General features: G+C 67.8%; 19 protein-coding genes and 1 other RNA gene. 12 read left to right on the top strand and 8 right to left on the bottom strand.

Annotation, left to right across the window (positions count from 1 at the left end; genetic code table 11):
* Nucleotides 1-11: 11 nt before the first annotated feature.
* The 5 genes from WS45_RS04750 (at nucleotide 12) to lipA (ending at nucleotide 5,315) form a co-directional block, all read left to right on the top strand.
* Nucleotides 12-1,070, top strand: a complete 1,059-nt coding sequence (locus WS45_RS04750) for an ATP-NAD kinase family protein (RefSeq protein ID WP_059698506.1) — start codon at nucleotides 12-14, stop codon at nucleotides 1,068-1,070.
* A gap of 100 nt (nucleotides 1,071-1,170) precedes the next feature.
* Nucleotides 1,171-2,154 carry a thiamine pyrophosphate-dependent dehydrogenase E1 component subunit alpha gene (locus WS45_RS04745; protein WP_059698504.1) on the top strand — a complete coding sequence of 328 codons (984 nt, stop codon included), beginning with the start codon at nucleotides 1,171-1,173 and terminating at the stop codon, nucleotides 2,152-2,154.
* A gap of 68 nt (nucleotides 2,155-2,222) precedes the next feature.
* On the top strand, nucleotides 2,223-3,227 hold the full coding sequence (locus WS45_RS04740) for an alpha-ketoacid dehydrogenase subunit beta (protein WP_059529875.1): 1,005 nt from the start codon (nucleotides 2,223-2,225) through the stop codon (nucleotides 3,225-3,227).
* A 4-nt stretch (nucleotides 3,228-3,231) separates the two neighbouring features.
* Nucleotides 3,232-4,347 carry an acetoin dehydrogenase dihydrolipoyllysine-residue acetyltransferase subunit gene (locus tag WS45_RS04735; protein ID WP_059698501.1) on the top strand — a complete coding sequence of 372 codons (1,116 nt, stop codon included), beginning with the start codon at nucleotides 3,232-3,234 and terminating at the stop codon, nucleotides 4,345-4,347.
* Between the two features lie 2 nt (nucleotides 4,348-4,349).
* Nucleotides 4,350-5,315 carry a lipoyl synthase gene (gene lipA, locus WS45_RS04730; RefSeq protein WP_059698499.1) on the top strand — a complete coding sequence of 322 codons (966 nt, stop codon included), beginning with the start codon at nucleotides 4,350-4,352 and terminating at the stop codon, nucleotides 5,313-5,315.
* 15 nt (nucleotides 5,316-5,330) lie between these two features.
* On the opposite strand, the gene WS45_RS04725 is transcribed toward lipA, so the two are convergent.
* The 8 genes from WS45_RS04725 to trxA all read right to left on the bottom strand — a co-directional run bounded on the left by WS45_RS04725 (nucleotide 5,331) and on the right by trxA (nucleotide 13,948).
* A complete protein-coding gene (locus tag WS45_RS04725; protein ID WP_059529884.1) occupies nucleotides 5,331-6,695 on the bottom strand; it encodes an MATE family efflux transporter in 1,365 nt (454 codons plus the stop codon).
* A gap of 2 nt (nucleotides 6,696-6,697) precedes the next feature.
* Nucleotides 6,698-8,455 (bottom strand): ArnT family glycosyltransferase, encoded by a 1,758-nt coding sequence (locus WS45_RS04720; RefSeq protein WP_059698497.1) that lies wholly within the window; start codon nucleotides 8,453-8,455, stop codon nucleotides 6,698-6,700.
* Between the two features lie 230 nt (nucleotides 8,456-8,685).
* Entirely contained in the window at nucleotides 8,686-8,949 is a 264-nt protein-coding gene (locus tag WS45_RS04715; RefSeq protein WP_040144297.1) for a type B 50S ribosomal protein L31, read from the bottom strand.
* 157 nt (nucleotides 8,950-9,106) lie between these two features.
* Complete coding sequence (locus tag WS45_RS04710) at nucleotides 9,107-9,940, bottom strand: zinc-dependent peptidase (protein ID WP_059698494.1); 834 nt, start codon at nucleotides 9,938-9,940, stop codon at nucleotides 9,107-9,109.
* Nucleotides 9,941-9,978: 38 nt separating this feature from the next.
* Nucleotides 9,979-11,535: an MFS transporter gene (locus tag WS45_RS04705; RefSeq protein WP_059698492.1), complete on the bottom strand. Its 1,557-nt coding sequence runs from the start codon at nucleotides 11,533-11,535 to the stop codon at nucleotides 9,979-9,981.
* Entirely contained in the window at nucleotides 11,532-12,032 is a 501-nt protein-coding gene (locus WS45_RS04700) for a MerR family transcriptional regulator (RefSeq protein ID WP_059698490.1), read from the bottom strand. Before WS45_RS04700 ends, WS45_RS04705 begins: the two co-directional genes overlap by 4 nt.
* Before the next feature lie 132 nt (nucleotides 12,033-12,164).
* Nucleotides 12,165-13,427: a transcription termination factor Rho gene (rho, locus tag WS45_RS04695; RefSeq protein WP_006478662.1), complete on the bottom strand. Its 1,263-nt coding sequence runs from the start codon at nucleotides 13,425-13,427 to the stop codon at nucleotides 12,165-12,167.
* Nucleotides 13,428-13,621: 194 nt separating this feature from the next.
* Entirely contained in the window at nucleotides 13,622-13,948 is a 327-nt protein-coding gene (gene trxA / locus WS45_RS04690) for a thioredoxin TrxA (protein WP_006402348.1), read from the bottom strand.
* Nucleotides 13,949-14,361: 413 nt separating this feature from the next.
* Here trxA and ffs point away from each other — a divergent pair.
* From ffs to WS45_RS04655, 7 genes are all read left to right on the top strand, one after another.
* Nucleotides 14,362-14,460, top strand: an RNA gene (ffs, locus tag WS45_RS04685) — signal recognition particle sRNA small type.
* A 127-nt stretch (nucleotides 14,461-14,587) separates the two neighbouring features.
* The gene (gene dnaX, locus WS45_RS04680) at nucleotides 14,588-16,912 is read left to right on the top strand and encodes a DNA polymerase III subunit gamma/tau (RefSeq protein WP_059698489.1); all 2,325 of its coding nucleotides are present in this window, start codon (nucleotides 14,588-14,590) and stop codon (nucleotides 16,910-16,912) included.
* A gap of 94 nt (nucleotides 16,913-17,006) precedes the next feature.
* Nucleotides 17,007-17,333, top strand: a complete 327-nt coding sequence (locus tag WS45_RS04675) for a YbaB/EbfC family nucleoid-associated protein (RefSeq protein WP_006755698.1) — start codon at nucleotides 17,007-17,009, stop codon at nucleotides 17,331-17,333.
* 31 nt (nucleotides 17,334-17,364) lie between these two features.
* A complete protein-coding gene (recR, locus tag WS45_RS04670; RefSeq protein WP_014896897.1) occupies nucleotides 17,365-17,961 on the top strand; it encodes a recombination mediator RecR in 597 nt (198 codons plus the stop codon).
* 48 nt (nucleotides 17,962-18,009) lie between these two features.
* Nucleotides 18,010-19,215, top strand: a complete 1,206-nt coding sequence (locus WS45_RS04665; protein WP_059529902.1) for a CaiB/BaiF CoA transferase family protein — start codon at nucleotides 18,010-18,012, stop codon at nucleotides 19,213-19,215.
* Between the two features lie 212 nt (nucleotides 19,216-19,427).
* Nucleotides 19,428-20,189 carry a 5'/3'-nucleotidase SurE gene (gene surE / locus WS45_RS04660; protein WP_059529905.1) on the top strand — a complete coding sequence of 254 codons (762 nt, stop codon included), beginning with the start codon at nucleotides 19,428-19,430 and terminating at the stop codon, nucleotides 20,187-20,189.
* A complete protein-coding gene (locus tag WS45_RS04655) occupies nucleotides 20,186-21,115 on the top strand; it encodes a protein-L-isoaspartate(D-aspartate) O-methyltransferase (RefSeq protein WP_059698487.1) in 930 nt (309 codons plus the stop codon). The genes surE and WS45_RS04655 overlap by 4 nt, the downstream gene beginning before the upstream one ends.
* The last annotated feature ends 4 nt before the right edge of the window (nucleotides 21,116-21,119 follow it).

Here is a 21,119-nt window from a genome sequence, read left to right as displayed (position 1 = left end):
GAGACAAGCCCGTGACGACGCCCGTGACCGTCGGCGTGATCGCGAACCCCGCATCGGGGCGCGACATTCGCCGCCTGACGACGCATGCATCCGTGTTCCCGACGGCGGAAAAGGCCAACATGATCGTGCGCCTGCTCGCCGGCCTCGGCGCGATGGGCGTCGAGCGCGTGCTGACCTTGCGCGACAAGACGGGCATCGCGACGCTGCTGATGCGTGCGCTCGACACGCATCGCGCGGTCGCACCGCGCGAGCGCTGGCCCGACGTCGAATTCGTCGACCTGCCGATCTCCGATACCGTCGCCGACACGCACGCCGGCGCCGCATACATGCACCGGATGGAAGTCGCGCTGATCGTCGTGCTCGGCGGCGACGGCACTCATCGCGCGGTCGCCGCGCATTGCGGCGCGACGCCGCTGGTCGCGCTGTCCACCGGCACCAACAACGCGTTTCCCGAACATCGCGAGGCGACCGTCGCGGGCGTCGCGGCAGGACTCGCCGCGACCGGCGCCGTGCCGGCCGAGGTCGCGTTCGCGCGCAACAAGCGGCTCGTCGTGCGCTGCGCGGCGGGGGCGAACGCGGGGCGCGAGGAGATCGCGCTCGTCGACGTGTGCGCGGCCCGCCAGCGCTTCATCGGCGCGCGCGCGATCTCGGGGCCCGACGACATCGACACGCTTTATCTGACTTTCGCGGAGCCGGACGGCATCGGCCTGTCCGCGCTCGGCGGCGCGTGGGCACCGCTCGAGCGCGGCGCGCCGCACGGGCTCGCGATGCGTTTCGCGGTAGACGGCAAGACCGCCGGCACGCCGCTCGTCGCCCCGATCGCACCCGGGCGCGTCGATCGCGTCGTGATGCGCAGTTGCGAACGGCTCGAGCCGGGTGCGTGGCAGACGATCCCGTTCGAGCACGGCACGCTCGCGTTCGATGGCGAGCGCGAGATCGAGGTCGCGCGCGGCGACCGCTACGAGATCGCGCTCGACTGGCGCGGGCCGCTGACGGTCGATGTCGGCCGCACGCTGCGTTACGCGTCGTCGCGGCAGTTGTTGCGCGATGCCGGCGCGTGGCGCGACTGACGATGGCTTCACGTTTCACCGACGGCCGGGCCGTCGTGCAATCCGTCGCCGGGGCGTTGCCGCGGCGGCATTCGCAGTCAGACCTATCCAGGAGACACACATGACCGTTTCGACACAGCTCAGCAGGGACACGCTGCTGGACGCCTACCGGCTGATGCGCACGATCCGCGAATTCGAGGAACGCCTGCATGTCGAGTTCGCGACCGGCGAAATCCCCGGCTTCGTTCACCTGTACGCGGGCGAGGAGGCCTCCGCGGTCGGCACGATGCTGCACCTCGGACTTGAAGACTATGTCGCCACCACGCATCGCGGGCACGGCCACTGCATCGCGAAAGGCGTCGACGTGCACGGGATGATGGCCGAGATCTACGGCAAGAAGACGGGCGTCTGCCACGGCAAGGGCGGCTCGATGCACATCGCCGACCTGTCGATGGGGATGCTCGGCGCGAACGGGATCGTCGGCGCGGGCGGCCCGCTCGTGTGCGGCGCGGCGCTCGCGGCCAAGCACAAGAAGACGGGCGGCGTCGGCGTGTGCTTCTTCGGCGACGGCGCGTCGAACCAGGGCGTGATCTTCGAATCGATGAACCTCGCGTCGGTGTGGCGGCTGCCGGCGATCTTCGTGGCCGAAAACAACGGTTATGCGGAGGCGACGTCGTCGAGCTGGTCGGTCGCGACCGACAACATCGCCGATCGCGCGAACGGCTTCGGGATGCCGGGCGTGATCGTCGACGGTTTCGATTTCTTCGCGGTGCACGAGGCGCTCGGCGAAGCCGTCGCGCGGGCACGCAACGGTGGCGGCCCGACGCTCGTCGAAGTGAAGTTCACGCGCTATTTCGGTCACTTCGAAGGCGATGCGCAGACCTATCGCGCGCCGGGCGAAGTGCAGAAGCTGCGCGACGAGAAGGACTGCCTGAAGCATTTCGAAGCGCGCGTCGTGCGTGCCGAGGCGCTGACGATCGACGAACTGCGCGCGGTCGATGCGCAGGTGAAGGCGTTGATCGACGACGCGGTCGCGCAGGCGAAGGCCGCGCCGCTGCCCGACGCGGCCGACCTGCTGACCGACGTGTACGTGTCGTACCCGTGAGCGCGATGTGACACAGCGGCCACCGGCCCGAAGCCGGCACGGCGAACCCAATATTCCAGGAGACGGACATGGCAAGGAAGATCACTTATTCGCAGGCGATCAACGAGGCGCTCGCGCAGGAAATGGCGCGCGACGACAGCGTGATCGTGATGGGCGAGGACAACGCGGGCGGCGCGGGCGCGCCGGGCGAGGACGACGCATGGGGCGGCGTGCTCGGCGTGACGAAGGGGCTGTTCCACAAGTTTCCGGGCCGCGTGCTCGATACGCCGCTGTCGGAAGGCGGCTACATCGGCGCGGCGGTCGGCGCGGCCGCGTGCGGGATGCGGCCCGTCGCGGAGCTGATGTTCATCGATTTCATGGGCGTGTGCTTCGACCAGATCTTCAACCAGGCCGCGAAATTCCGCTACATGTTCGGCGGCAAGGCCGTGACGCCGGTCGTGATCCGCGCGATGTACGGCGCCGGCCTGCGCGCGGCCGCGCAGCATTCGCAGATGCTCACGTCGCTGTTTACACACATCCCGGGGCTGAAGGTCGTGTGCCCGTCGACGCCTTACGACGCGAAGGGGCTGCTGATCCAGTCGATCCGCGACAACGATCCCGTGATCTTCCTCGAACACAAGCTGCTTTACACCCGCGAAGGCGATGTGCCTGAGGAATCCTATGCGATTCCGTTCGGCGAGGCGAACGTCGTGCGCGACGGCGACGACGCGACGATCGTCACTTACGGACGCATGGTGCATCTCGCGACCGACGCGGCCGCGAAGCTCGCGAAGGACGGCATTCAGGTCGACGTGATCGACCTGCGCACGACGTCGCCGCTCGACGAGGAAACGATCCTCGAAAGCGCGGAGCGCACCGGACGCGTGGTGGTGGTCGATGAAGCGAACCCGCGCTGCTCGATCGCGACCGACATCGCCGCGCTCGTCGCACGGCGCGCGTTCCGATCGCTCAAGGCACCGATCGAGCTCGTGACCGCACCGCACACGCCCGCGCCGTTCGCCGGCGTGCTGGAAGACCTTTACATCCCGTCCGCCGACGCGATCGCGCAGGCGGTACTCAAGACGAGGAGCTGACACGATGTCGATTCACATGATCACGATGCCCAAGTGGGGGCTGTCGATGGAGCAGGGGCAGGTCAACGGCTGGCTGAAGGCGATCGGCGAACGCGTGACGAAGGGCGACGAAGTGCTCGACGTCGAGACCGACAAGATCTCGTCGGGCGTCGAATGCGCGTTCGACGGCACGCTGCGCCGTCAGGTCGCGCAGGAAGGCGAGACGCTGCCGGTCGGTGCGCTGCTCGGCGTGGTGGCTGCAGCCGAGGCCAGCGATGCCGATATCGACGCGGCGATCGCCGAATTCCAGCGCGACTTCGTGCCGACCGCGGCCGCCGACGTCGCGGCCGGCCCGCAACCCGAGAAGGCGCAGATCGGTGGACGTACGATCCGGTTCCTGAAACTCGGCGACGGTTCGGGCACGCCAGCGGTGCTGATCCACGGCTTCGGCGGCGACCTCAACAACTGGCTGTTCAACCACGCGGAGCTCGCCGCGCATCGGCCCGTATGGGCGCTCGACCTGCCCGGGCACGGCGAGTCGGGCAAGGCGGTCGACACCGGCAGTCTCGACGAATTGGCCGACGCGGTGCTCGCGCTGCTCGACGCGCAGCACATCGATCGCGCGCACCTGATCGGGCATTCGATGGGCGGCGCGGTCGCGATGGCGGCGGCGGAGCGCGCGCCGCAACGCGTTGCCTCGCTGACGCTGATCGCGAGCGCCGGGCTCGGCGTCGACATCAACCGCGGCTACATCGACGGCTTCGTCGCCGGCAACAGCCGCAATACGCTGAAGCCGCACCTCGGCGCGTTGTTCGCCGACAACGCGCTCGTCACGCGGCAACTGGTCGAGGATCTCGTCAAGTACAAGCGGCTCGAAGGCGTGCAGGCCGCGCTGGAGAAGATCGTGAACGCCGCGTTCGACGGCGCGTCCCAGCGGCGCGTGTTCCGCGACCGCGTCGGGGCGCTCGCGCCGCGCACGCTCGTGATCTGGGGCGAGCGCGACCAGGTGATTCCGGCGCAGCATGCGCAGGGTTTGCCGGACGGCGTGCGGGCCGAGGTGATCGCCGGCAGCGGTCACATGGTGCAGATGGAGGCGGCTGCCGACGTGAACCGCCTGATCGTCGCGTTTCTCGGAGACTGACGATGGCCGCCGCGCTCGAACGACCCAGCCTCACCGCGCTCGGCCAGCCGGGCGCGAGGAGCCGCGACAAGCTCGCGCGCATCCCGGTGCGCGTCGAGCCCGCGGCCGGTGCGGCGCTGCCGAAGCCGCCGTGGCTGCGGGCGCGGCCGATGATGAGCGGGGCGGTCGCCGACATGGCGGCCGTGCTGCGCGATCACCGGCTGCATTCCGTCTGCGAGGAGGCGATGTGCCCGAACATCGGCGAATGCTTCGCGCAGCGCACCGCGACGTTCATGATCATGGGCGGACTGTGCACGCGGCGCTGCCCGTTCTGCGACGTCGCGCACGGCCGCCCCGAGCCGCTGGATCCCGACGAGCCCGCGCGGCTCGCCGACGCGGTCGCGGCGCTCGGGCTGCGCTACGTCGTGATCACGTCGGTCGATCGCGACGACCTGCGCGACGGCGGCGCCGCGCATTTTGCGGCCTGCATCGCGGCGGTGCGCGCGAGCGTGCCGGGCATCGGCGTCGAGGTGCTGACGCCCGACTTCCGTGGCCGCGTCGCGCGGGCGCTCGATGCGTTGTCGTCGGCGTGGCCGGACGTGTTCAATCACAACGTCGAAACGGTGCCGTCGCTGTATCGGGCGGCGCGGCCGGGCGCCGAATATCGCGGTTCGCTCGACCTGCTCGCGCAGGCGAAGGCCGCGCGGCCGACGCTCGTGACGAAATCGGGTTTGATGCTCGGGCTCGGCGAGCGCGACGACGAGGTGCGGGACACGCTGCGCGACCTGCGCGCGCACGAGGTCGACGTGCTGACGCTCGGCCAGTATCTCGCGCCGTCCGCGCATCATCTGCCGGTGCGCCGCTACGTGAGCCCCGACGCGTTCGCCGCGTGGCGCGACGAGGGGTTGGCGCTCGGTTTCAGGGAAGTCGTTGCAGGCCCGCTCGTGCGGTCCTCGTACCACGCGGCCGACGTGCTGGAGGACGCGTAGGCCGCGCGCCGTGCGTCATGCGCTGTATGCGCTGACGGCCGGTTGCGCGCGGCTGACGTGGCGCAGGTAGAGCGCGAGGCCTGCGCCCGCGAGCATCAGGCTGATCGTGTTCGCGAACCAGAAGCCGCGCGCGCCGGTCAGCCAGGCCGGTGCGATGCCGCCGACGTCGAAGCCGAGCACGTAGCCGCCGCCGAGCCCGACGCCCCACAGCGCGACCGCATAGATCACGGTCGGCACGACCGCGACCTTGTACGCGCGCAGCACGAAGGCAGACGTGATCTGCAGCGCGTCGAAGAAGTGGTAGCAGGTGACGATCGCGACCAGCGGCAGCGCGGCGGCGGCCACGGCCGGGTTCGGTGTGTAGCCGCCGACGATCAGCGGACGCAGCGTGAACACGAGCACGCCGTACGCGGCCGCGATCCCGCACGCGAGCATCACGCTGTGCCGGCCGAGCAGGCGTGCCTCGTCCGGGCGGCCGGCACCGAGTGCGCGCGCCACCAGCGTCGACGCCGCGACGCCGATCGACAGCGGCGTCATGTACAGCACCGCGCCGATGTTGCCGGCGATCTGGTGGCCGGCGAGCGTCGTCGTGCCGAATTGCGCGATGAAGAGCGCCATGCACGTGTACGACGTGACCTCGATCAGGTACGACAGGCCCATCGGCACGCCGAGCTTCAGGATCGCCTTCTGGCGTGCCCAGACGGGCCAGCAAAAGCGCGAGAAGATCGACAGCGGCGAGAACACGTCGAGCTTTGCGAGCAGCGTGAAGCCGATCAGCGCGAGCGCCCAGTTGATCAGCGTGCTGGCGAGCCCGCAGCCGGGGCCGCCGAGGGCCGGCACGCCGAGGCCGCCGAAGATGAACCACACGTTGAGCGGAAACTTGAGCAGCAGCGCGCCGACCTGCAGGATCATCGCGAGGCGCGGCTTGCCGGCTGCGTTGGTCAGCGCGTTGTAGATCCGGAACACGAGGCTCGCCGGCAGGCCGTACGACAGGATCCGCAGGTAATCGACCGTGCGGTCGTGCAGCGCGGGCGGCGCGTGGGCGATGTGCAGCAGCGGTTCGGGAAAATGCAGCAGCAGGAAGCCGGGCACCGCGAGCATCAGCGCGAGCCACAGCGCCTGGCGGACCTCTTCGCCGATTTCCGCGTAGCGCCGCGCACCGTACAGTTGCCCGGTGATCGGCTGCAGCGCGGACAGGATGCCCGTCATCCCGATGTAGACCGACACGTAGATCGACGAACCGAGCCCGAGTGCGGCCAGGTCGATGGCCGAATAGCGGCCGACCATTGCCGTGTCGATCACGCCGAACGCGATGATCGCGAGCTGGCCGACGAGCACCGGCCATGCGAGACCGACGATCCGGCGGATGTCGGCGAACATCGTCAATCGACCGTCCGGTGGCGCGCGCCGCGGCGCTTGACGGGCGCCGTCGGCCGCTCGATGCGCTCGTACAGGCGGAAGCGTTCGTCGCGGTCGGCGACGCGGCGGCCTTCCCACACGAGACGCCACACGTATTGCGACATCGCGCTCGGCTCGCCGAAGTCCGCGCGATCCTGGCGCAGGATCACGTCGCAGTCGCCCGAGAACTCGAAGTGCATGTCGCCGAAGTATGCGAAGGTCGCGATCTGCGCATCGCCGAGCCGCACGGGCGAGATGCATTCATAGTCTTTCGGCAGATGCGACGCGATCTGTTGCGCGACGTCGCTGTAGGTCCGGCCGTAGTTGACGATCGGCAGCCACAGCGTCATCAGCAGCACCCACATCAGCGTGGTGCCCGCGCCCGACAGCACGACGCTGCGCCACAGCACCTTCGGCTGGCGCGAGATGCGCCAGCGCGCGAGCAGGCACCAGCACACGGTGACGATCACCGCGCAGATGAACGACAGGATCTTGAAGTGCGGTTCGTAGCCCGGCACGAGGCGCGCGAGGTTGCGCGCGAGCGGGTGCGGGAAGCCGGTGAGCGACGCGAGCCATACGAGCCACACGAAGGTGCCGAGAATCGTGAAGCTCAGCACCGCGAACCAGTCGAATGCGTTGATCGCGCCGCGCTTGAGCGTCGGCAGCGCGAAGGTGGCGAGCACCGCGAGCGGCGGCAGCAGCAGCATGTACATGCGGTTCGACTGCTGGCTCTGCAGGATCACGAGCGCGACGAGCGGCACCACGACCGACAGCGGAATCGCGATGTGCGCGCGGCGGCGCATGCCGGCCCAGCTCCACCAGGCCCAGATCGCGAGCGGCCACGCGGGCCACGTGAACAGCGGCAGGTTCTTCGCCGCGTAGGCGAGCACCGCGGTCGGCGGCCCCGAGAAGCGCATCAGGCTGCCATGGATCCACTGGTTGAAGAACCACGCGGCGTCGTCGGGTGCCGCGTGGAACGCGGCGAGCGGCCACAGCGTGAAGATCGCGGCCGCGAGCGGCAGGCCGATCAGCGGCAGGCGCAGGTTGCGCATTTCCGGCGTGACGAGCCACAGCGCGGCGGTGCCGGCGAGCAGCGCGACGACGAGCACCGGGTTGCCGGACAGCGCGACGAGACCGATTGCGATGCCCCACCACAGCGCACCCTGCATCGGCTTATCGATGCCGCGCACGATGCCGTACACGAACATCGCGATCCACGCGAACTGCGCGAGCTGCGGCGTGGTTTCGTGGCCGCGCTCCGCGAGCCCGAAGCACGCGACGAGGACCAGCAGCGCGCCGTCGGCGAGCGTGCGGCCGTAGTCGCGCGGCTCCGGCTCGCCGCCGAATGCGTACTTGAACGGCTGGACCTCGGCGCGCCGGCCGAGCAGGTACGCGGCGTACCAGACGAACGCGCACGCGACGCAGAACAGCACGCCCGTGTCCACGCGCGACGCGTTGCTCGCGTCGACCCACGGCGCCAGCGCGCGGATCGACAGCGCGCCGAGCCAGTAGCCGAGCGGCCCGTCGGTCGTGATGAACTTGCCGACGAGATTCGGCAGTAGCCAGTCGTGCCAGCCGCCGGTGGCCATCGTCCACATCACGCCGAAACCCGCCGCGTCCTCGTTCTTCCACGGGTCGCGGCCGAACAGGCCGAACGCCGCGTAGACGAGGCAGAGCGTGAGCAGCAGCCAGCGCGGCAGCGCGCGCGTGGCGGAGGCGGTGAGACGAACGACTGGCTTCATGCAGATGAGCGATTTGTTATGGGCGGGCGGCCGGCGCGGTCATGCGCCCGCCGACGGCGCCGGATTCGAGCATCCGGCATTGTAGACGCGCCGGCCGTTGCGCGTCGGACGATTGCCCCGGCACCCGCCTGCGAGCGGTGTTTTCCCGGCGAGCGGAGACAAAAAAGGGCAGCCTGGGCTGCCCTTTCGTGCGGTACCGGTGCGTTGCAACCACCGGATCGGTGCGAAGCTTACTTCGCGACCTTGCCGCTGGCGCGTGCGCCGAACTTGTTCTTGAACTTCTCGACACGGCCTGCCGTGTCCATGATCTTTTGCTGACCCGTGTAGAACGAGTGCGATTCCGACGACACTTCGATCTTGGCGAGCGGGTAGGTCTTGCCTTCGTGTTCGATGGTTTCACGCGTCTGGATCGTCGAGCGCGTGATGAACTTGAAGCCGTTCGACATGTCTTGGAAGACGACTTCGCGGTAGTCCGGGTGAATGCCAGGTTTCATGATGTTCCTTGGTGAGAGCGGTAGCCAACCCGCCGCTTGCCGTGCCGGACCGCACGCATTTGCGCGATTCAGCCGACGTCAAGCCCGGCGCGAGCCACTTGCCTAAGGTCGAAAAACGGCGATTATGCCAGAAAATCAGACGGTTGACGAATAATTTTCACCGCGCGTCGAGGGCGCCCGTCCGGGCCGGATCCTGCCGATAGTAGCGGGCGAGCAGCCGGTAGAGTTCCGGAAATTCGGACTCGAACGCGCGCGGTCGCACGAACAGCGCCTCGCTGCACACCGCGAAGAACTCCGACGGGTGATCGGCCGCATAGGGATCGATCAGCGAGTCGCGCTCGAAGCGCGCCCACGCGCGATCCGGCACCGCATCGACGCGCGCGCAGAACTGGTCGTACGCATGCTCGAACACGTCGGCCCACGCCTGCGCGTCGAGGTGCGGCGCGTGCCAGCGGCGAAAAAGGGGCGGATACCCGTCGGCCTCGCCGTTGACCATGTCGATCTTGTGCGCGAACTCGTGGATCACGACGTTGTACGCGTCGCGGCCGTCCGTCATCTGCGCGTCTTCCCACGACAGGATCACCGGGCCGCCTTCCCACGCTTCGCCGCTCGCATCCTGCTCGACTTCATGGACGACACCGTCCTCGTCCTGCACGGTCTTGCGGATGACGAATTCGCCCGGATACACGACGACGCCGACCCAGCCGTCGTACAGCGACAGATCGAGGTTCAGCACGGGCAGGCACGCCTGCGCGGCGATCGCGACGATCATCTCGTCGGTCAGCTCGAGCCCCTGCGCGGTCGAGAACGATTTCTTCGCGATGAACAGGCTCGTCAGCTCGCGCAGCCGGCCCAGGTCGCCGGGCGACAGCGCGTCGAGGAACGGCAGGCGTGCGACGGTGTCCTGCCACAGCGCATCGGGAATCGGATGGCTGCGCAGCGCGCGGTCGCGGCGGCGGTCGTCGAACCAGCGGGTCAGTTTCGAGAGCATGGAGGCAGCGCGGGAGAATCCAAAGCCTGTCTTTTAACTCAATCGATTTCTTTTTGCCATGCCGCGAAGAGGCCGCCGACGAGCGCGACGCCCGCGAGGAAATAGAAACCGTCGAGCGACGCGAGAAACGACGCCTGTTGCGCGACCATCCGGGCGACAGATGCGATCGCGAGGGCGTGCGCCTCGCTCAGTGCATGGCCGGCGGCCGCATAGGTGTGCGTGAGAGCGTCGACCGTTTGCTGGAACAGCGGATCGAACACGTTCGCGCGCTCCACGAGCCGCGTCTGATGTACCGCCAGCCGGTGCTGCTCGACGATGATCACCGACGACGTCGCGAACGAGATCGTCAGTTGCCGCACGATGTTCTTCAGCCGGTAGCCATGCGTGTATTCGTCGATCGCGAAGATGCGGAACGTCAGGTTCGCGACCGGCAGCACGATGAACAGCAGCAACAGCCCGCGCAGCAGCAACGGGACGATCAGCGCGGCCTCGCCGACCTGGGGCGTCATGCGCGTCATCCACAGCGCGGCGACGATTGCGATCGCGAACCCCGGCACGACGAACCATTTCTTGTGCGTGACGCGCTTCGCATGGCGCAGGTAGGCGAACAGCGCGGTGGCCGAGATCAGCGACATCGTGCCGACCAGGCGCCCGGCGTTCTCGACCGGATAGCCGAGCCCGCCTTCGAGCAGGCGGGAGGTCAGGTAGCTGAAGCCCGTCGACTCGTAGTAATAGAACATGTACAGCAGCAGCCCGACCTGGAACGTGCGCTCGCGAAACGCATGCAGTCGCACGAGCGGCGTCGGATGGTTCCACTGGTGATACGCGAACCACGCGAGCGCGCCGAGGCCCGCGATCGTCAGCAGGATCAGCATCGGCGAGCCGCTGTAGAGCTGGTAGTGCACCTGCTGCACCACGATCTGCAGGGCGCCTTGCGCGAGCGCGAACACGACGTACGGCCAGAAATGCCCGGAGCCGCGTTCGTCGTCGGGCGTCCTGCCCGAATCGGGCAGCGTGACGAGCGCGAGAATCGCGAACGCGATGCCCGCGGGCGCGGTGCACGCGAACAGCGCGCGCCACGTCGAATGCGCGACGAGCAGCCCGCCGACGATCGGTGCAAGCGCGCTGCCGAGCAGGATCATGATCAGGAACGCGCGCGTGGCGGGCGGCCGCTCCTGCGGCTTGAAGCTGATCTGGATCAGGATCCGGCATGCACCCATCATCGGGCCGATGAAGTAGCCCTGGAAGCCGCGCGCGAACGCGAGCTCGAGCGACGTGTCGGCAAGCGCCGCCGCGATCGCGCCGAACGAGAACATCAGCATGCAGCCGGCGACGTAGCGGCGATGCCCGAGCCGATCGACCCACCATTGCTGCTGCAGGATGCCGAGCACGGCCGTGACCGCATACGCGCTCGACGACCACACGAGTTCGTCGGGCGATGCGTTGATGCCACCCGCGATATAGCTCGCGAAGAACGAGAAGGCCGCGTTGTCGAAGTAGTCGATGCCGGTGACGAGCGCGAGCGCCCACGGGAATAGGTCCGCGCGCAGGTTTGCGCGGCTCCACAGTGGCGGGCGACCTGGCGCGACGTTCATTCCCGGTCCTTGCGCGCGCGCCGCGTGCCGGCTTCGGCTTGCCGCTGCGCGATCAGCGTGTCGGGGTTTTCGCCGGCGAGGCGCCGTTCGATGTAGTCGATGTCGTGCTGCAGTTCCTTGCGCAGCGCGACGGCTTCCTTCAACTCGTGCTGGACGGCCGCGATCCGCTGATCGAGCGTGTCGATTTGCCCGGCGAGCCCCGAGCGGATGTCGCGCAACGACGCGTCCGAATAACGGCGCCGGCCGTCGCCCGTTTCTTCCAGCGGGCGCTTGAGCATCTCGGTGATGCCGTGTAGCGAAAAGCCGAGCGCGCGCAGCCGCAGGATGCGGGCGAAGCGTTCGAGATCGGCTTCGTCGTAAAGGCGATAGCGGCCGCCGCTGCGTGACGGCGTGACGAGCCCGCGCTCTTCGTAATACTTCAGTGTGCGCGGTGTGACGCCGAGCCGCGACGCCGCGTCGCTCACGGTCAGCAGCGAGGGGGAAGTGTCGTTCGGCATCGGGATGGCGGGGCCTGGGTCGGGGCAATGGCGCGATTATAGATCAACCTGTACGTTCACGTTCAGGTTGGCATGAAAAAACGGCCGCCGGGCGAAACGCGCGGGCGGCCGTTCGTTGCGGGGCGGGGGCGATCAGCCGCCGCGACGCATCAGGTCGAAGAACTCGGAGTTGCTCTTCGTCTGGCGGATCTTGTCGAGCAGGAATTCCATCGCCTCGACTTCGTCCATGTCGTGGATGAACTTGCGCAGCACCCAGATCTTTTGAAGGATCTCGGGCTTGATCAGCATTTCTTCGCGGCGCGTGCCCGACTTGTTCAGGTTGATCGACGGATAGACGCGCTTTTCCGCGAGACGACGCTCGAGGTGCACTTCCATGTTGCCGGTGCCCTTGAATTCTTCGTAGATCACGTCGTCCATGCGGCTGCCGGTTTCGATCAGCGCGGTGCCGATGATCGTCAGCGAGCCGCCTTCCTCGATGTTGCGCGCCGCGCCGAAGAAGCGCTTCGGGCGCTGCAGCGCGTTCGCGTCGACACCGCCCGTCAGCACCTTGCCCGACGCCGGGATCACGGTGTTGTATGCGCGTGCGAGACGCGTGATCGAGTCGAGCAGGATCACGACGTCGTGCTTCATTTCGACGAGGCGCTTGGCCTTCTCGATCACCATTTCGGCGACCTGCACGTGACGCGTGGCCGGTTCGTCGAACGTCGAGGCGATCACTTCGCCGGCGACGGAGCGCTGCATTTCGGTCACTTCTTCGGGGCGCTCGTCGATCAGCAGCACGAACAGGATGACGTCCGGATGGTTCTGCTTGATCGCGTGTGCGATGTGCTGGAGCATCACGGTCTTGCCCGACTTCGGCGACGCGACGAGCAGGCCGCGCTGGCCCTTGCCGATCGGCGCGATCATGTCGATGATGCGGCCCGTGACGTTCTCTTCGCCGCGCATTTCGCGTTCGAGCGACAGCGGCTTGTTCGGGTGCAGCGGCGTGAGGTTCTCGAACATGATCTTGTGTTTCGAGGCCTCGGGCGGCTGCCCGTTGACTTTGTCGACCTTCACCAGCGCGAAGTAGCGCTCGCCGTCCTTCGGCGTGCGGACTTCACCTTCGATGGTGTCGCCGGTGTGCAGGTTGAAGCGGCGGATCTGCGACGGGCTGATATAGATGTCGTCGGTGCTCGCGAGGTACGACATTTCCGGCGAGCGCAGGAAGCCGAAACCGTCCGGCAGCACTTCGAGCGTGCCGTCGCCGAAGATCGTCTCTCCCGTCTTGGCGCGCTTTTTGAGAATGGCGAACATCAGCTCCTGCTTGCGCAGGCGGTTCGCGTTTTCGATCTCCAGGCCATTGGCCATTTCGATCAGTTCGGACACGTGCAGAGACTTGAGCTCGGATAAATGCATACGGAGAACCCGCCAGGGAGGAGAAGCGACGAAAAGGAATAAGGGAGGAGGGCGAGCGGAAGCGCTCTGAGACTTAATGCGTCTTGTAGACGTTTTTTGATTCTAGCATACGCCGATTCGCGCCTGAGCGGCCGATCGGCGGCTTGACGGCGGACGTGTTGTCGGTTGACAACACGTCCGCGGAACGGCCGGTATTACAGGTGGCTGTCCAGGAATGCGGTGAGCTGCGACTTCGACAGCGCGCCGACCTTCTGCGCGGCGGCCGCGCCGTTCTTGAACAGGATCAGCGTCGGGATGCCGCGCACGCCGAACTTCGCGGGCGTTGCCTGGTTGTCGTCGACGTTGATCTTCGCGATCTGCAGCTTGTCGCCGTAATCCTTCGCGACTTCGTCGAGGATCGGGGCGATCATCTTGCACGGGCCGCACCATTCGGCCCAGAAGTCGACGAGCACGGGCTTGTCGGATTTGACGACGTCCTGTTCGAACGATGCGTCGCTGATGTGTTTGATCTGTTCGCTCATTGGGTCAATACCTCTTACGGTTCGGGGACTGCCTGCTCGGCGCGTTGCGGCGCTCCGGCGGCCTTATTGGCTACCGGCCGCTGCGGCAGGTCACTCCGCTCTCCGAAGGAAGGGCGTAAGCGCTGCATGGCGCGGCTCGCGGGTCGTTCGGGCGTCATATTAGCCTAAATTGCTATCTGCTGCGGGCAGCGATAGTAGCCGCTACGCGAGTAGGGGTACGACGCGCCGTTCGACCGTTGTGTCCCGAAGGTGGAGGCCGGTGCGCAAAATACAAGAGTCACGAAGCGTCACGATATATATTCGCAAGCCCGCGCTGGAGTGGCGCGCCCGTACGCGCGTCGGTTTGCTCGATCTTTCGCTTTGTTGCGAACAAACGGTCGCATTCGGCAGGAAGCGGTGATAGAATATGCCGTGACGGGCCTCCTCGCATGGTGGGGCGGTGAACCTGGTCAGGTCGGGAACGAAGCAGCCACAATCGTTTTCCGCCAGTGCCGAGGGTCGGGCTCGTCACCTTTCCTCTCGCCCCGTTCGTCGGGCGTTTTTTATTTCTGCGTCATTCTCCGTTTTACCTGCGTGTTGCCCGTTTTCCGCACCGTTTCGCGTGTCGGCGCAACGCAGCGTTACTGATACAATTTCCCGATGACCTATCAAGTTCTCGCACGCAAGTGGCGTCCGAAGGATTTCGCTTCGCTCGTCGGCCAGGAGCACGTCGTCAGGGCGCTCACGCACGCGCTCGACGGCGGGCGTCTCCATCACGCCTATCTGTTTACCGGAACCCGCGGCGTCGGCAAGACGACGCTGTCGCGGATCTTCGCGAAGGCGCTCAACTGCGAAACCGGCGTCACGTCGCAGCCGTGCGGTGTGTGCCGCGCGTGCCGCGAGATCGACGAAGGCCGCTTCGTCGATTACGTCGAAATGGACGCGGCGAGCAACCGCGGCGTCGACGAAATGGCCGCGCTGCTCGAGCGCGCGGTGTACGCGCCCGTCGATGCGCGCTTCAAGGTCTACATGATCGACGAAGTGCACATGCTGACGAACCACGCGTTCAACGCGATGCTGAAGACCCTCGAGGAGCCGCCGCCGCACGTCAAGTTCATCCTCGCGACGACCGATCCGCAGAAGATTCCCGTCACCGTGCTGTCGCGCTGCCTGCAGTTCAACCTGAAGCAGATGCCGGCCGGGCATATCGTGTCGCATCTTGAGCGAATCCTCGGCGAAGAGCGCATCTCGTTCGAGCAGCAGGCGCTGCGCCTGCTCGCGCGTGCCGCGCAGGGCAGCATGCGCGATGCGCTGTCGCTGACCGATCAGGCGATCGCCTATTCGGCGAACGAAGTGACCGAATCGGCCGTGTCGGGCATGCTCGGCGCGCTCGACCAGACCTACATGGTGCGCCTGCTCGATGCGCTCGCGGCCGGCAACGGCCCGGAGATTCTCGCGATCGCCGACGAGATGTCGCTGCGCAGCCTGTCCTTTTCCACCGCGCTGCAGGATCTTGCGAGCCTGCTGCATCGGATCGCATGGGCGCAGTTCGCGCCGGGCTCGGTCCTCGACGAATGGCCGGAAGCGGCTGACCTGCGCCGCTTCGCGGAGACGCTGAGCCCCGAGCAGGTTCAACTGTTTTATCAGATCGCGACGGTCGGGCGCGCCGAGCTCGGCCTTGCACCGGACGAATACGCCGGCTTCACGATGACGTTGCTGCGGATGCTCGCGTTCGAGCCGGCCGTCGGCGCCGGCAGTGCGCCGGGCGGTCAGCCGGCCGTGCCGCGTGCCGTATCCGCGCCCGCGTCGCCGCGTGTGGCTGCCGCCGCGTCGGCGGCGCCCAAGCCGTCTTCGGTACCGGCAGCCGCCGCGGACGCAGCGCGCCCGCAAGCGGCCGCTCCTGTCGCGCCTGCTGCGCGTCCGTCGCCGGCCCGGTCTGACGATGCCGTGACTCCGCCTGCCGTGAAGCCTGTTTCGACGCCGGCAGCGGCCGCGGCGCCGGTCGCGCCGCAGCCGGAAGCGAACGCGGCACCGCAAGCGGCGCCGACGAGCGATGCGTTGCCCGCGGTGCGCAACGAACCCGAATTGCCTGCTGCCGCCAAGCGCAACGACGAACCGGCGCCGCGTGCAGTGCCGGCCGAGTCCGCCGCGCGCCCGTCGGCCCGCGGTGGTGCGGCCGCCGCACTCGACGTGCTGCGCAATGCCGGCATGCGCGTGTCGTCCGAACGCTCGCGGACGGGCGGCGCGTCGAAACCGGCGCCGGCCCAGCCGGCCCCGGAGAAACCGGCGGCATCGCGACCTGCCGTGCAGGTGCCGACGCCGCGCGCGGCGGCACGCGCGCCGCAGCCGGCCGACACGCGTCAGGCCCCGCCGCCGTGGGAAGACATTCCGCCGGACGAGTACGTGCCGCTCAGCGCCGACGAGATGTTCGGCGGTGCGGCGGACGACGGCTTCGTGCCTGTGTTCGACAGCGGCCCCGACGACGTGCGCATTGCGCCGAAGCAGGCGGAGGCCCGTCCGTCCGCACCGGTCGACACGCGCCCGCTGCCGCCCGCGATCGCGCTCGATCCGGTCGGTTTCGACGGCGAATGGCCGGCGCTGGCCGCACGGCTGCCGCTGAAGGGCGTCGCATATCAGCTCGCGTTCAACAGCGAGCTGACGGCCGTCGACGCGACGACGTTGAAACTGTCCGTGCCGGTGCCGCAGTATGCGGACGCCGCTCAGGTCGCGAAGCTGAAGGCCGCCCTGGCCGACGCGCTCGGCAAGCCCGTCGAGGTCGCGGTCGAGGTCGGGCCCGCACGGCGCACCGCGGCGGCGCTGGATGCGGCCGCGCGTGCGGCACGCCAGCGCGAGGCCGAGCAGGACATCCATGGCGATCCGTTCGTCCAGCAACTCGTGCGTGACTTCGGCGCGCGTATCGTCGAAGGCTCGGTGCGGCCGCTCGCCGATTCGGCGCCGGACGGCACGCCCCCGACGCTGCATTGAACGAATCGCACCGCGACAGGCACAATCACGCCCGCACACATTGACCGGCACGCGCCGCGTGCCGGTTTTCACACGATCAAGAAGGAGTATTCCCATGTTGAAAGGCAACCTCGCCGGACTGATGAAGCAAGCGCAGCAAATGCAGGAAAACATGAAGAAGATGCAGGAGCAGCTTGCGCAGATCGAAGTCGAAGGGCAGTCGGGTGCCGGCCTCGTCAAGGTGACGATGACCTGCCGCAACGAAGTGCGTCGCGTGGCGATCGACCCGAGCCTGCTCGCGGACGACAAGGACATGCTCGAGGATCTGGTCGCGGCCGCGTTCAACGATGCCGTGCGCAAGGCCGAGGCGACGTCGCAGGAAAAGATGAGCGGCATGACGTCGGGCCTGCCGCTGCCCCCGGGCTTCAAGCTGCCGTTCTGAGCGCAGCGTCCGTTCAGCTTTCAGCCGCCGTATGAAACAGCCGTCCGCCCTGTCCGCGCTCGTCGAAGCGTTGCGCGTATTGCCCGGCGTCGGGCCGAAATCCGCGCAGCGCATGGCGTACCACCTGATGCAGCACGATCGGGAGGGCGCGGAGCGGCTCGGCCGGTCGCTGCTATTCGCGACCGAGCACCTGCAGCACTGCGAGAAGTGCAATACGTTCACGGAAGCGCAGATCTGCGAGGTGTGCAGCGACGAGGAGCGTGATCCGACGCTGCTGTGTGTCGTCGAGACGCCGGCCGACCAGATCATGCTCGAGCAGACGATGACGTATCGCGGGCTGTATTTCGTGCTGATGGGGCGGCTGAGCCCGCTCGACGGGATCGGCCCGAAGGAAATCCATTTCGACCGCCTCGTGCGGCGCGCGTCCGACGGGATCGTCAAGGAGGTCGTGCTCGCGACCAACTTCACGAACGAGGGCGAAGCCACCGCGCACTACCTCGGCCAGACGCTGAAGGCGCGCGGGCTCGCGGTCACGCGCCTCGCGCGCGGCGTGCCGGTGGGCGGCGAGCTCGAATACGTCGACGCGGGCACGATCGCCCGCGCGATGCTCGACCGCCGCACGATGTAAGCCGGGCGCCGCCGGCCGGCGGCGCCGTTTCTCATGTCAGGGAGACACATGAGCACCAGCCAGGGCCCCCTCGCGGGCGTCAAAGTGCTCGAATTCGGGACGCTGATCGCGGGGCCGTTCGCGTCGCGCCTCTTTGCTGAATTCGGCGCGGAAGTGATCAAGATCGAGGATCCGAACGGCGGCGACCCGCTGCGCAAGTGGCGCAAGCTGCATCCGGAGCAGGGCGGCACGTCGTTGTGGTGGTCGGTCCAGGCACGCAACAAGAAATCGGTCACCCTCAACCTGAAATCCGATGCCGGCAAGACGATCGCGCGGCAGCTCGCGCGCGAGGCCGACATCGTGATCGAAAACTTCCGCCCGGGCCTGCTCGAGAAGCTCGGGCTCGGCTACGACGTGCTGTCGGCCGACAACCCCGGTCTCGTGATGGTGCGCCTGTCCGGCTACGGGCAGACGGGCCCGTACCGCGACCGGCCCGGCTTCGGCGCGATCGCCGAATCGATGGGCGGGTTGCGCCACATCACCGGCTATCCGGACCTGCCGCCGCCGCGCATCGGCATCTCGATCGGCGACTCGATCGCCGCGCTGCACGGCGTGATCGGCGCGCTGATGGCACTTCACCACCGCAAGGTGAACGGCGGCGCGGGGCAGGTGGTCGACGTTGCGCTGTATGAAGCGGTGTTCAACATGATGGAAAGCGTGGTGCCCGAGTACGGCGTGTACGGGATGGTGCGCGAGCGCACCGGCGCGTCGCTGCCGGGCATCGTGCCGTCGAACACCTACGCGTGCCGCGACGGCAGCATCGTGATCGGCGGCAACAGCGACCCGATCTTCAAGCGACTGATGAAGGCGATCGAACGCGACGATCTCGCCGACGATCCGGCGCTTGCACGGAACGACGGACGCGTGCCGCGCACGCAGGAGATCGACGATGCGATCGCCGCGTGGCTCGCGCCGCGCACGATCGACGAGGCGCTCGTCGTGCTCAACGCGGCCGACGTGCCGGCCGGGCGCATCTACAGCGCCGCAGACATGTTCACCGATCCGCAGTTCGTCGCGCGGCAGATGATCCAGCGTTTCAAGCTGGCCGACGGCACCGACATTCCGCTGCCGAACATCACGCCGAAGCTGTCCGACACGCCGGGCGAAACGCGCTGGCTCGGGCCCGAACTCGGCGAGCATACGGACGAGGTGCTGCGCGGCCTCGGCTACGACGCACAGGCGATCGCCGCGCTGCGCGAGGCCGGCGCGATCTGAGCGCCCCAAGGCCGGGCGCTTTGCGCCGGGTCTCCGGCAGGGCAACCTCTCCGGACGGGCACCCTTCGGGGCGGAAAACGCCGGGTGGCAAAACGTTGTCTCGCGTCTGCGGAACGCCGCCGCGCAATGCGGCGGCGCACCGTGCACGCAGGCCCGTCCGCAGCCGCCTGACTGTCGCTCTCGCGCCATCTTTCCTCGGTTACAATCGCCGGATGCGAATCCTACTCAGCAACGACGACGGCTATCTCGCCCCCGGTCTCGCCGCGCTCAGCGACGCGCTGCAGCCGCTTGCCGACCTCACGGTGATCGCGCCCGAGCAGAACTGCAGCGGCGCATCGAATTCCCTCACGCTGTCGCGGCCGCTATCGGTGCAGCGCGCGACGAATACGGGTTTCTTCTACGTGAACGGCACGCCGACCGATTCGGTGCACGTCGCGTTGACGGGGATGGCCGACGCGAGGCCCGACCTCGTCGTGTCCGGGATCAACAACGGCCAGAACATGGGCGAAGACACGCTCTATTCAGGGACAGTTGCGGCCGCCACCGAAGGCATCATGTTCGGCGTGCCGGCCATCGCGTTTTCGCTGGCCGAGAAGGGCTGGGCGCATCTGGCGGACGCGGCGCGCGTCGCCGCGGAAATCGTCGAACACTATCTCGCGCATCCGCTGCCCGGTCAGCCGCTGCTGAACGTCAATATTCCGAATCTGCCGTACGACGAACTGAAAGGCTGGCAGGTCACGCGCCTCGGCAAGCGTCACCCGTCCCAGCCGGTGATTCGCCAGACCGACCCGCGCGGCGAACCGGTCTACTGGATCGGTGCCGCGGGTGCGGCGCTGGACGCGAGCGAAGGCACCGATTTCCACGCCGTCGCAAACGGTTTCGTATCGATCACGCCGCTGCAGCTCGATCTCACGCATACGCAAATGCTGCCTGCGACGCGCGAATGGGTGCGCGCAGGAGGGCGGGCTTCATGAGCGGCGAGCGCGCGAAGCGGTTTCCGCTCGCGCTCGAAGATCTCAAGCGAGCGCCACGCAAATCGGAAGGCCGGGCCGGCGAACGCCATGCGGCGGGCGCGGTGCCGAAGGCCGTCGACAAGTCCGCCGCCGTGCTGAAGCCGGTGGCGGTGAAGACGGGCGTCGCCCGCCCGGTGCACGGCACGACCGCCGCGAAGCCGGCGACCGTGCCGAAACCGACCGTGCCGAAGCCCGCGATGCCCAAGCCGGCTGCGCCGAGCGTCGCGCCGGCCGGTGCGTTCGCGCTGACGTCGGAACGTGTGCGCGAGCGCATGGTCGAACGCCTGCGCGCGAACGGCGTGACCGACGCGCGCGTGCTGGATGCGATGGCCGCGGTGCCGCGCCACATGTTCGTGGATCCGGGGCTCGCGACGCAGGCATATGAGGATGCCGCGCTGCCGATCGGCCACCAGCAAACGATTTCAAAGCCGTCGGTCGTCGCGCGCATGATCGAGCTCGCGATGGCCGGCCGCACGCTCGAGCGCGTCCTCGAGATCGGCACCGGTTGCGGCTACCAGGCCGCGGTGCTGAGTCACGTGGCGCGCGACGTGTATTCGATTGAACGCATCAAGCCGCTCTACGAGCGCGCGAAGCTGAACCTGCGGCCGCTGCGCGTGCCGAACATCCGTCTGCATTACGGCGACGGGCGTGTCGGCCTGCCGGCTGCGGGCCCGTTCGACGCGATCGTGATCGCGGCGGCGGGGCTCGACGTGCCGCAGGCGCTGCTCGAGCAACTCGCGATCGGCGGGCGGCTCGTCGCGCCGGTCGGCGCGCAGAGCGGGCAGCCCCAGGTGCTCACGCTCGTCGAGCGCGTCGCGCACGCGCAATGGCGGGAGTCGCGGCTTGATCGCGTTTTCTTTGTCCCTTTAAAATCCGGAGTGATTTGAAACC

It is taken from the genome of Burkholderia sp. RF2-non_BP3, assembly GCF_001522185.1.
Classification (GTDB): Bacteria; Pseudomonadota; Gammaproteobacteria; order Burkholderiales; family Burkholderiaceae; genus Burkholderia; species Burkholderia diffusa.
The sequence above is the reverse complement of the archived record's forward strand: the minus strand, read 5'-3'. Positions and strand labels throughout refer to the sequence as shown.

Coding starts and splice junctions, on each gene's coding strand:
- WS45_RS04745 (WP_059698504.1), top strand. CDS start 1,171: ATGACCGTTTCGACACAGCTCAGCAGGGACACGCTGCTGGACGCCTAC.
- WS45_RS04740 (WP_059529875.1), top strand. CDS start 2,223: ATGGCAAGGAAGATCACTTATTCGCAGGCGATCAACGAGGCGCTCGCG.
- WS45_RS04735 (WP_059698501.1), top strand. CDS start 3,232: ATGTCGATTCACATGATCACGATGCCCAAGTGGGGGCTGTCGATGGAG.
- lipA (WP_059698499.1), top strand. CDS start 4,350: ATGGCCGCCGCGCTCGAACGACCCAGCCTCACCGCGCTCGGCCAGCCG.
- WS45_RS04725 (WP_059529884.1), bottom strand. CDS start 6,695: ATGTTCGCCGACATCCGCCGGATCGTCGGTCTCGCATGGCCGGTGCTC.
- WS45_RS04720 (WP_059698497.1), bottom strand. CDS start 8,455: ATGAAGCCAGTCGTTCGTCTCACCGCCTCCGCCACGCGCGCGCTGCCG.
- WS45_RS04715 (WP_040144297.1), bottom strand. CDS start 8,949: ATGAAACCTGGCATTCACCCGGACTACCGCGAAGTCGTCTTCCAAGAC.
- WS45_RS04710 (WP_059698494.1), bottom strand. CDS start 9,940: ATGCTCTCGAAACTGACCCGCTGGTTCGACGACCGCCGCCGCGACCGC.
- WS45_RS04705 (WP_059698492.1), bottom strand. CDS start 11,535: ATGAACGTCGCGCCAGGTCGCCCGCCACTGTGGAGCCGCGCAAACCTG.
- WS45_RS04700 (WP_059698490.1), bottom strand. CDS start 12,032: ATGCCGAACGACACTTCCCCCTCGCTGCTGACCGTGAGCGACGCGGCG.
- rho (WP_006478662.1), bottom strand. CDS start 13,427: ATGCATTTATCCGAGCTCAAGTCTCTGCACGTGTCCGAACTGATCGAA.
- trxA (WP_006402348.1), bottom strand. CDS start 13,948: ATGAGCGAACAGATCAAACACATCAGCGACGCATCGTTCGAACAGGAC.
- dnaX (WP_059698489.1), top strand. CDS start 14,588: ATGACCTATCAAGTTCTCGCACGCAAGTGGCGTCCGAAGGATTTCGCT.
- WS45_RS04675 (WP_006755698.1), top strand. CDS start 17,007: ATGTTGAAAGGCAACCTCGCCGGACTGATGAAGCAAGCGCAGCAAATG.
- recR (WP_014896897.1), top strand. CDS start 17,365: ATGAAACAGCCGTCCGCCCTGTCCGCGCTCGTCGAAGCGTTGCGCGTA.
- WS45_RS04665 (WP_059529902.1), top strand. CDS start 18,010: ATGAGCACCAGCCAGGGCCCCCTCGCGGGCGTCAAAGTGCTCGAATTC.
- surE (WP_059529905.1), top strand. CDS start 19,428: ATGCGAATCCTACTCAGCAACGACGACGGCTATCTCGCCCCCGGTCTC.
- WS45_RS04655 (WP_059698487.1), top strand. CDS start 20,186: ATGAGCGGCGAGCGCGCGAAGCGGTTTCCGCTCGCGCTCGAAGATCTC.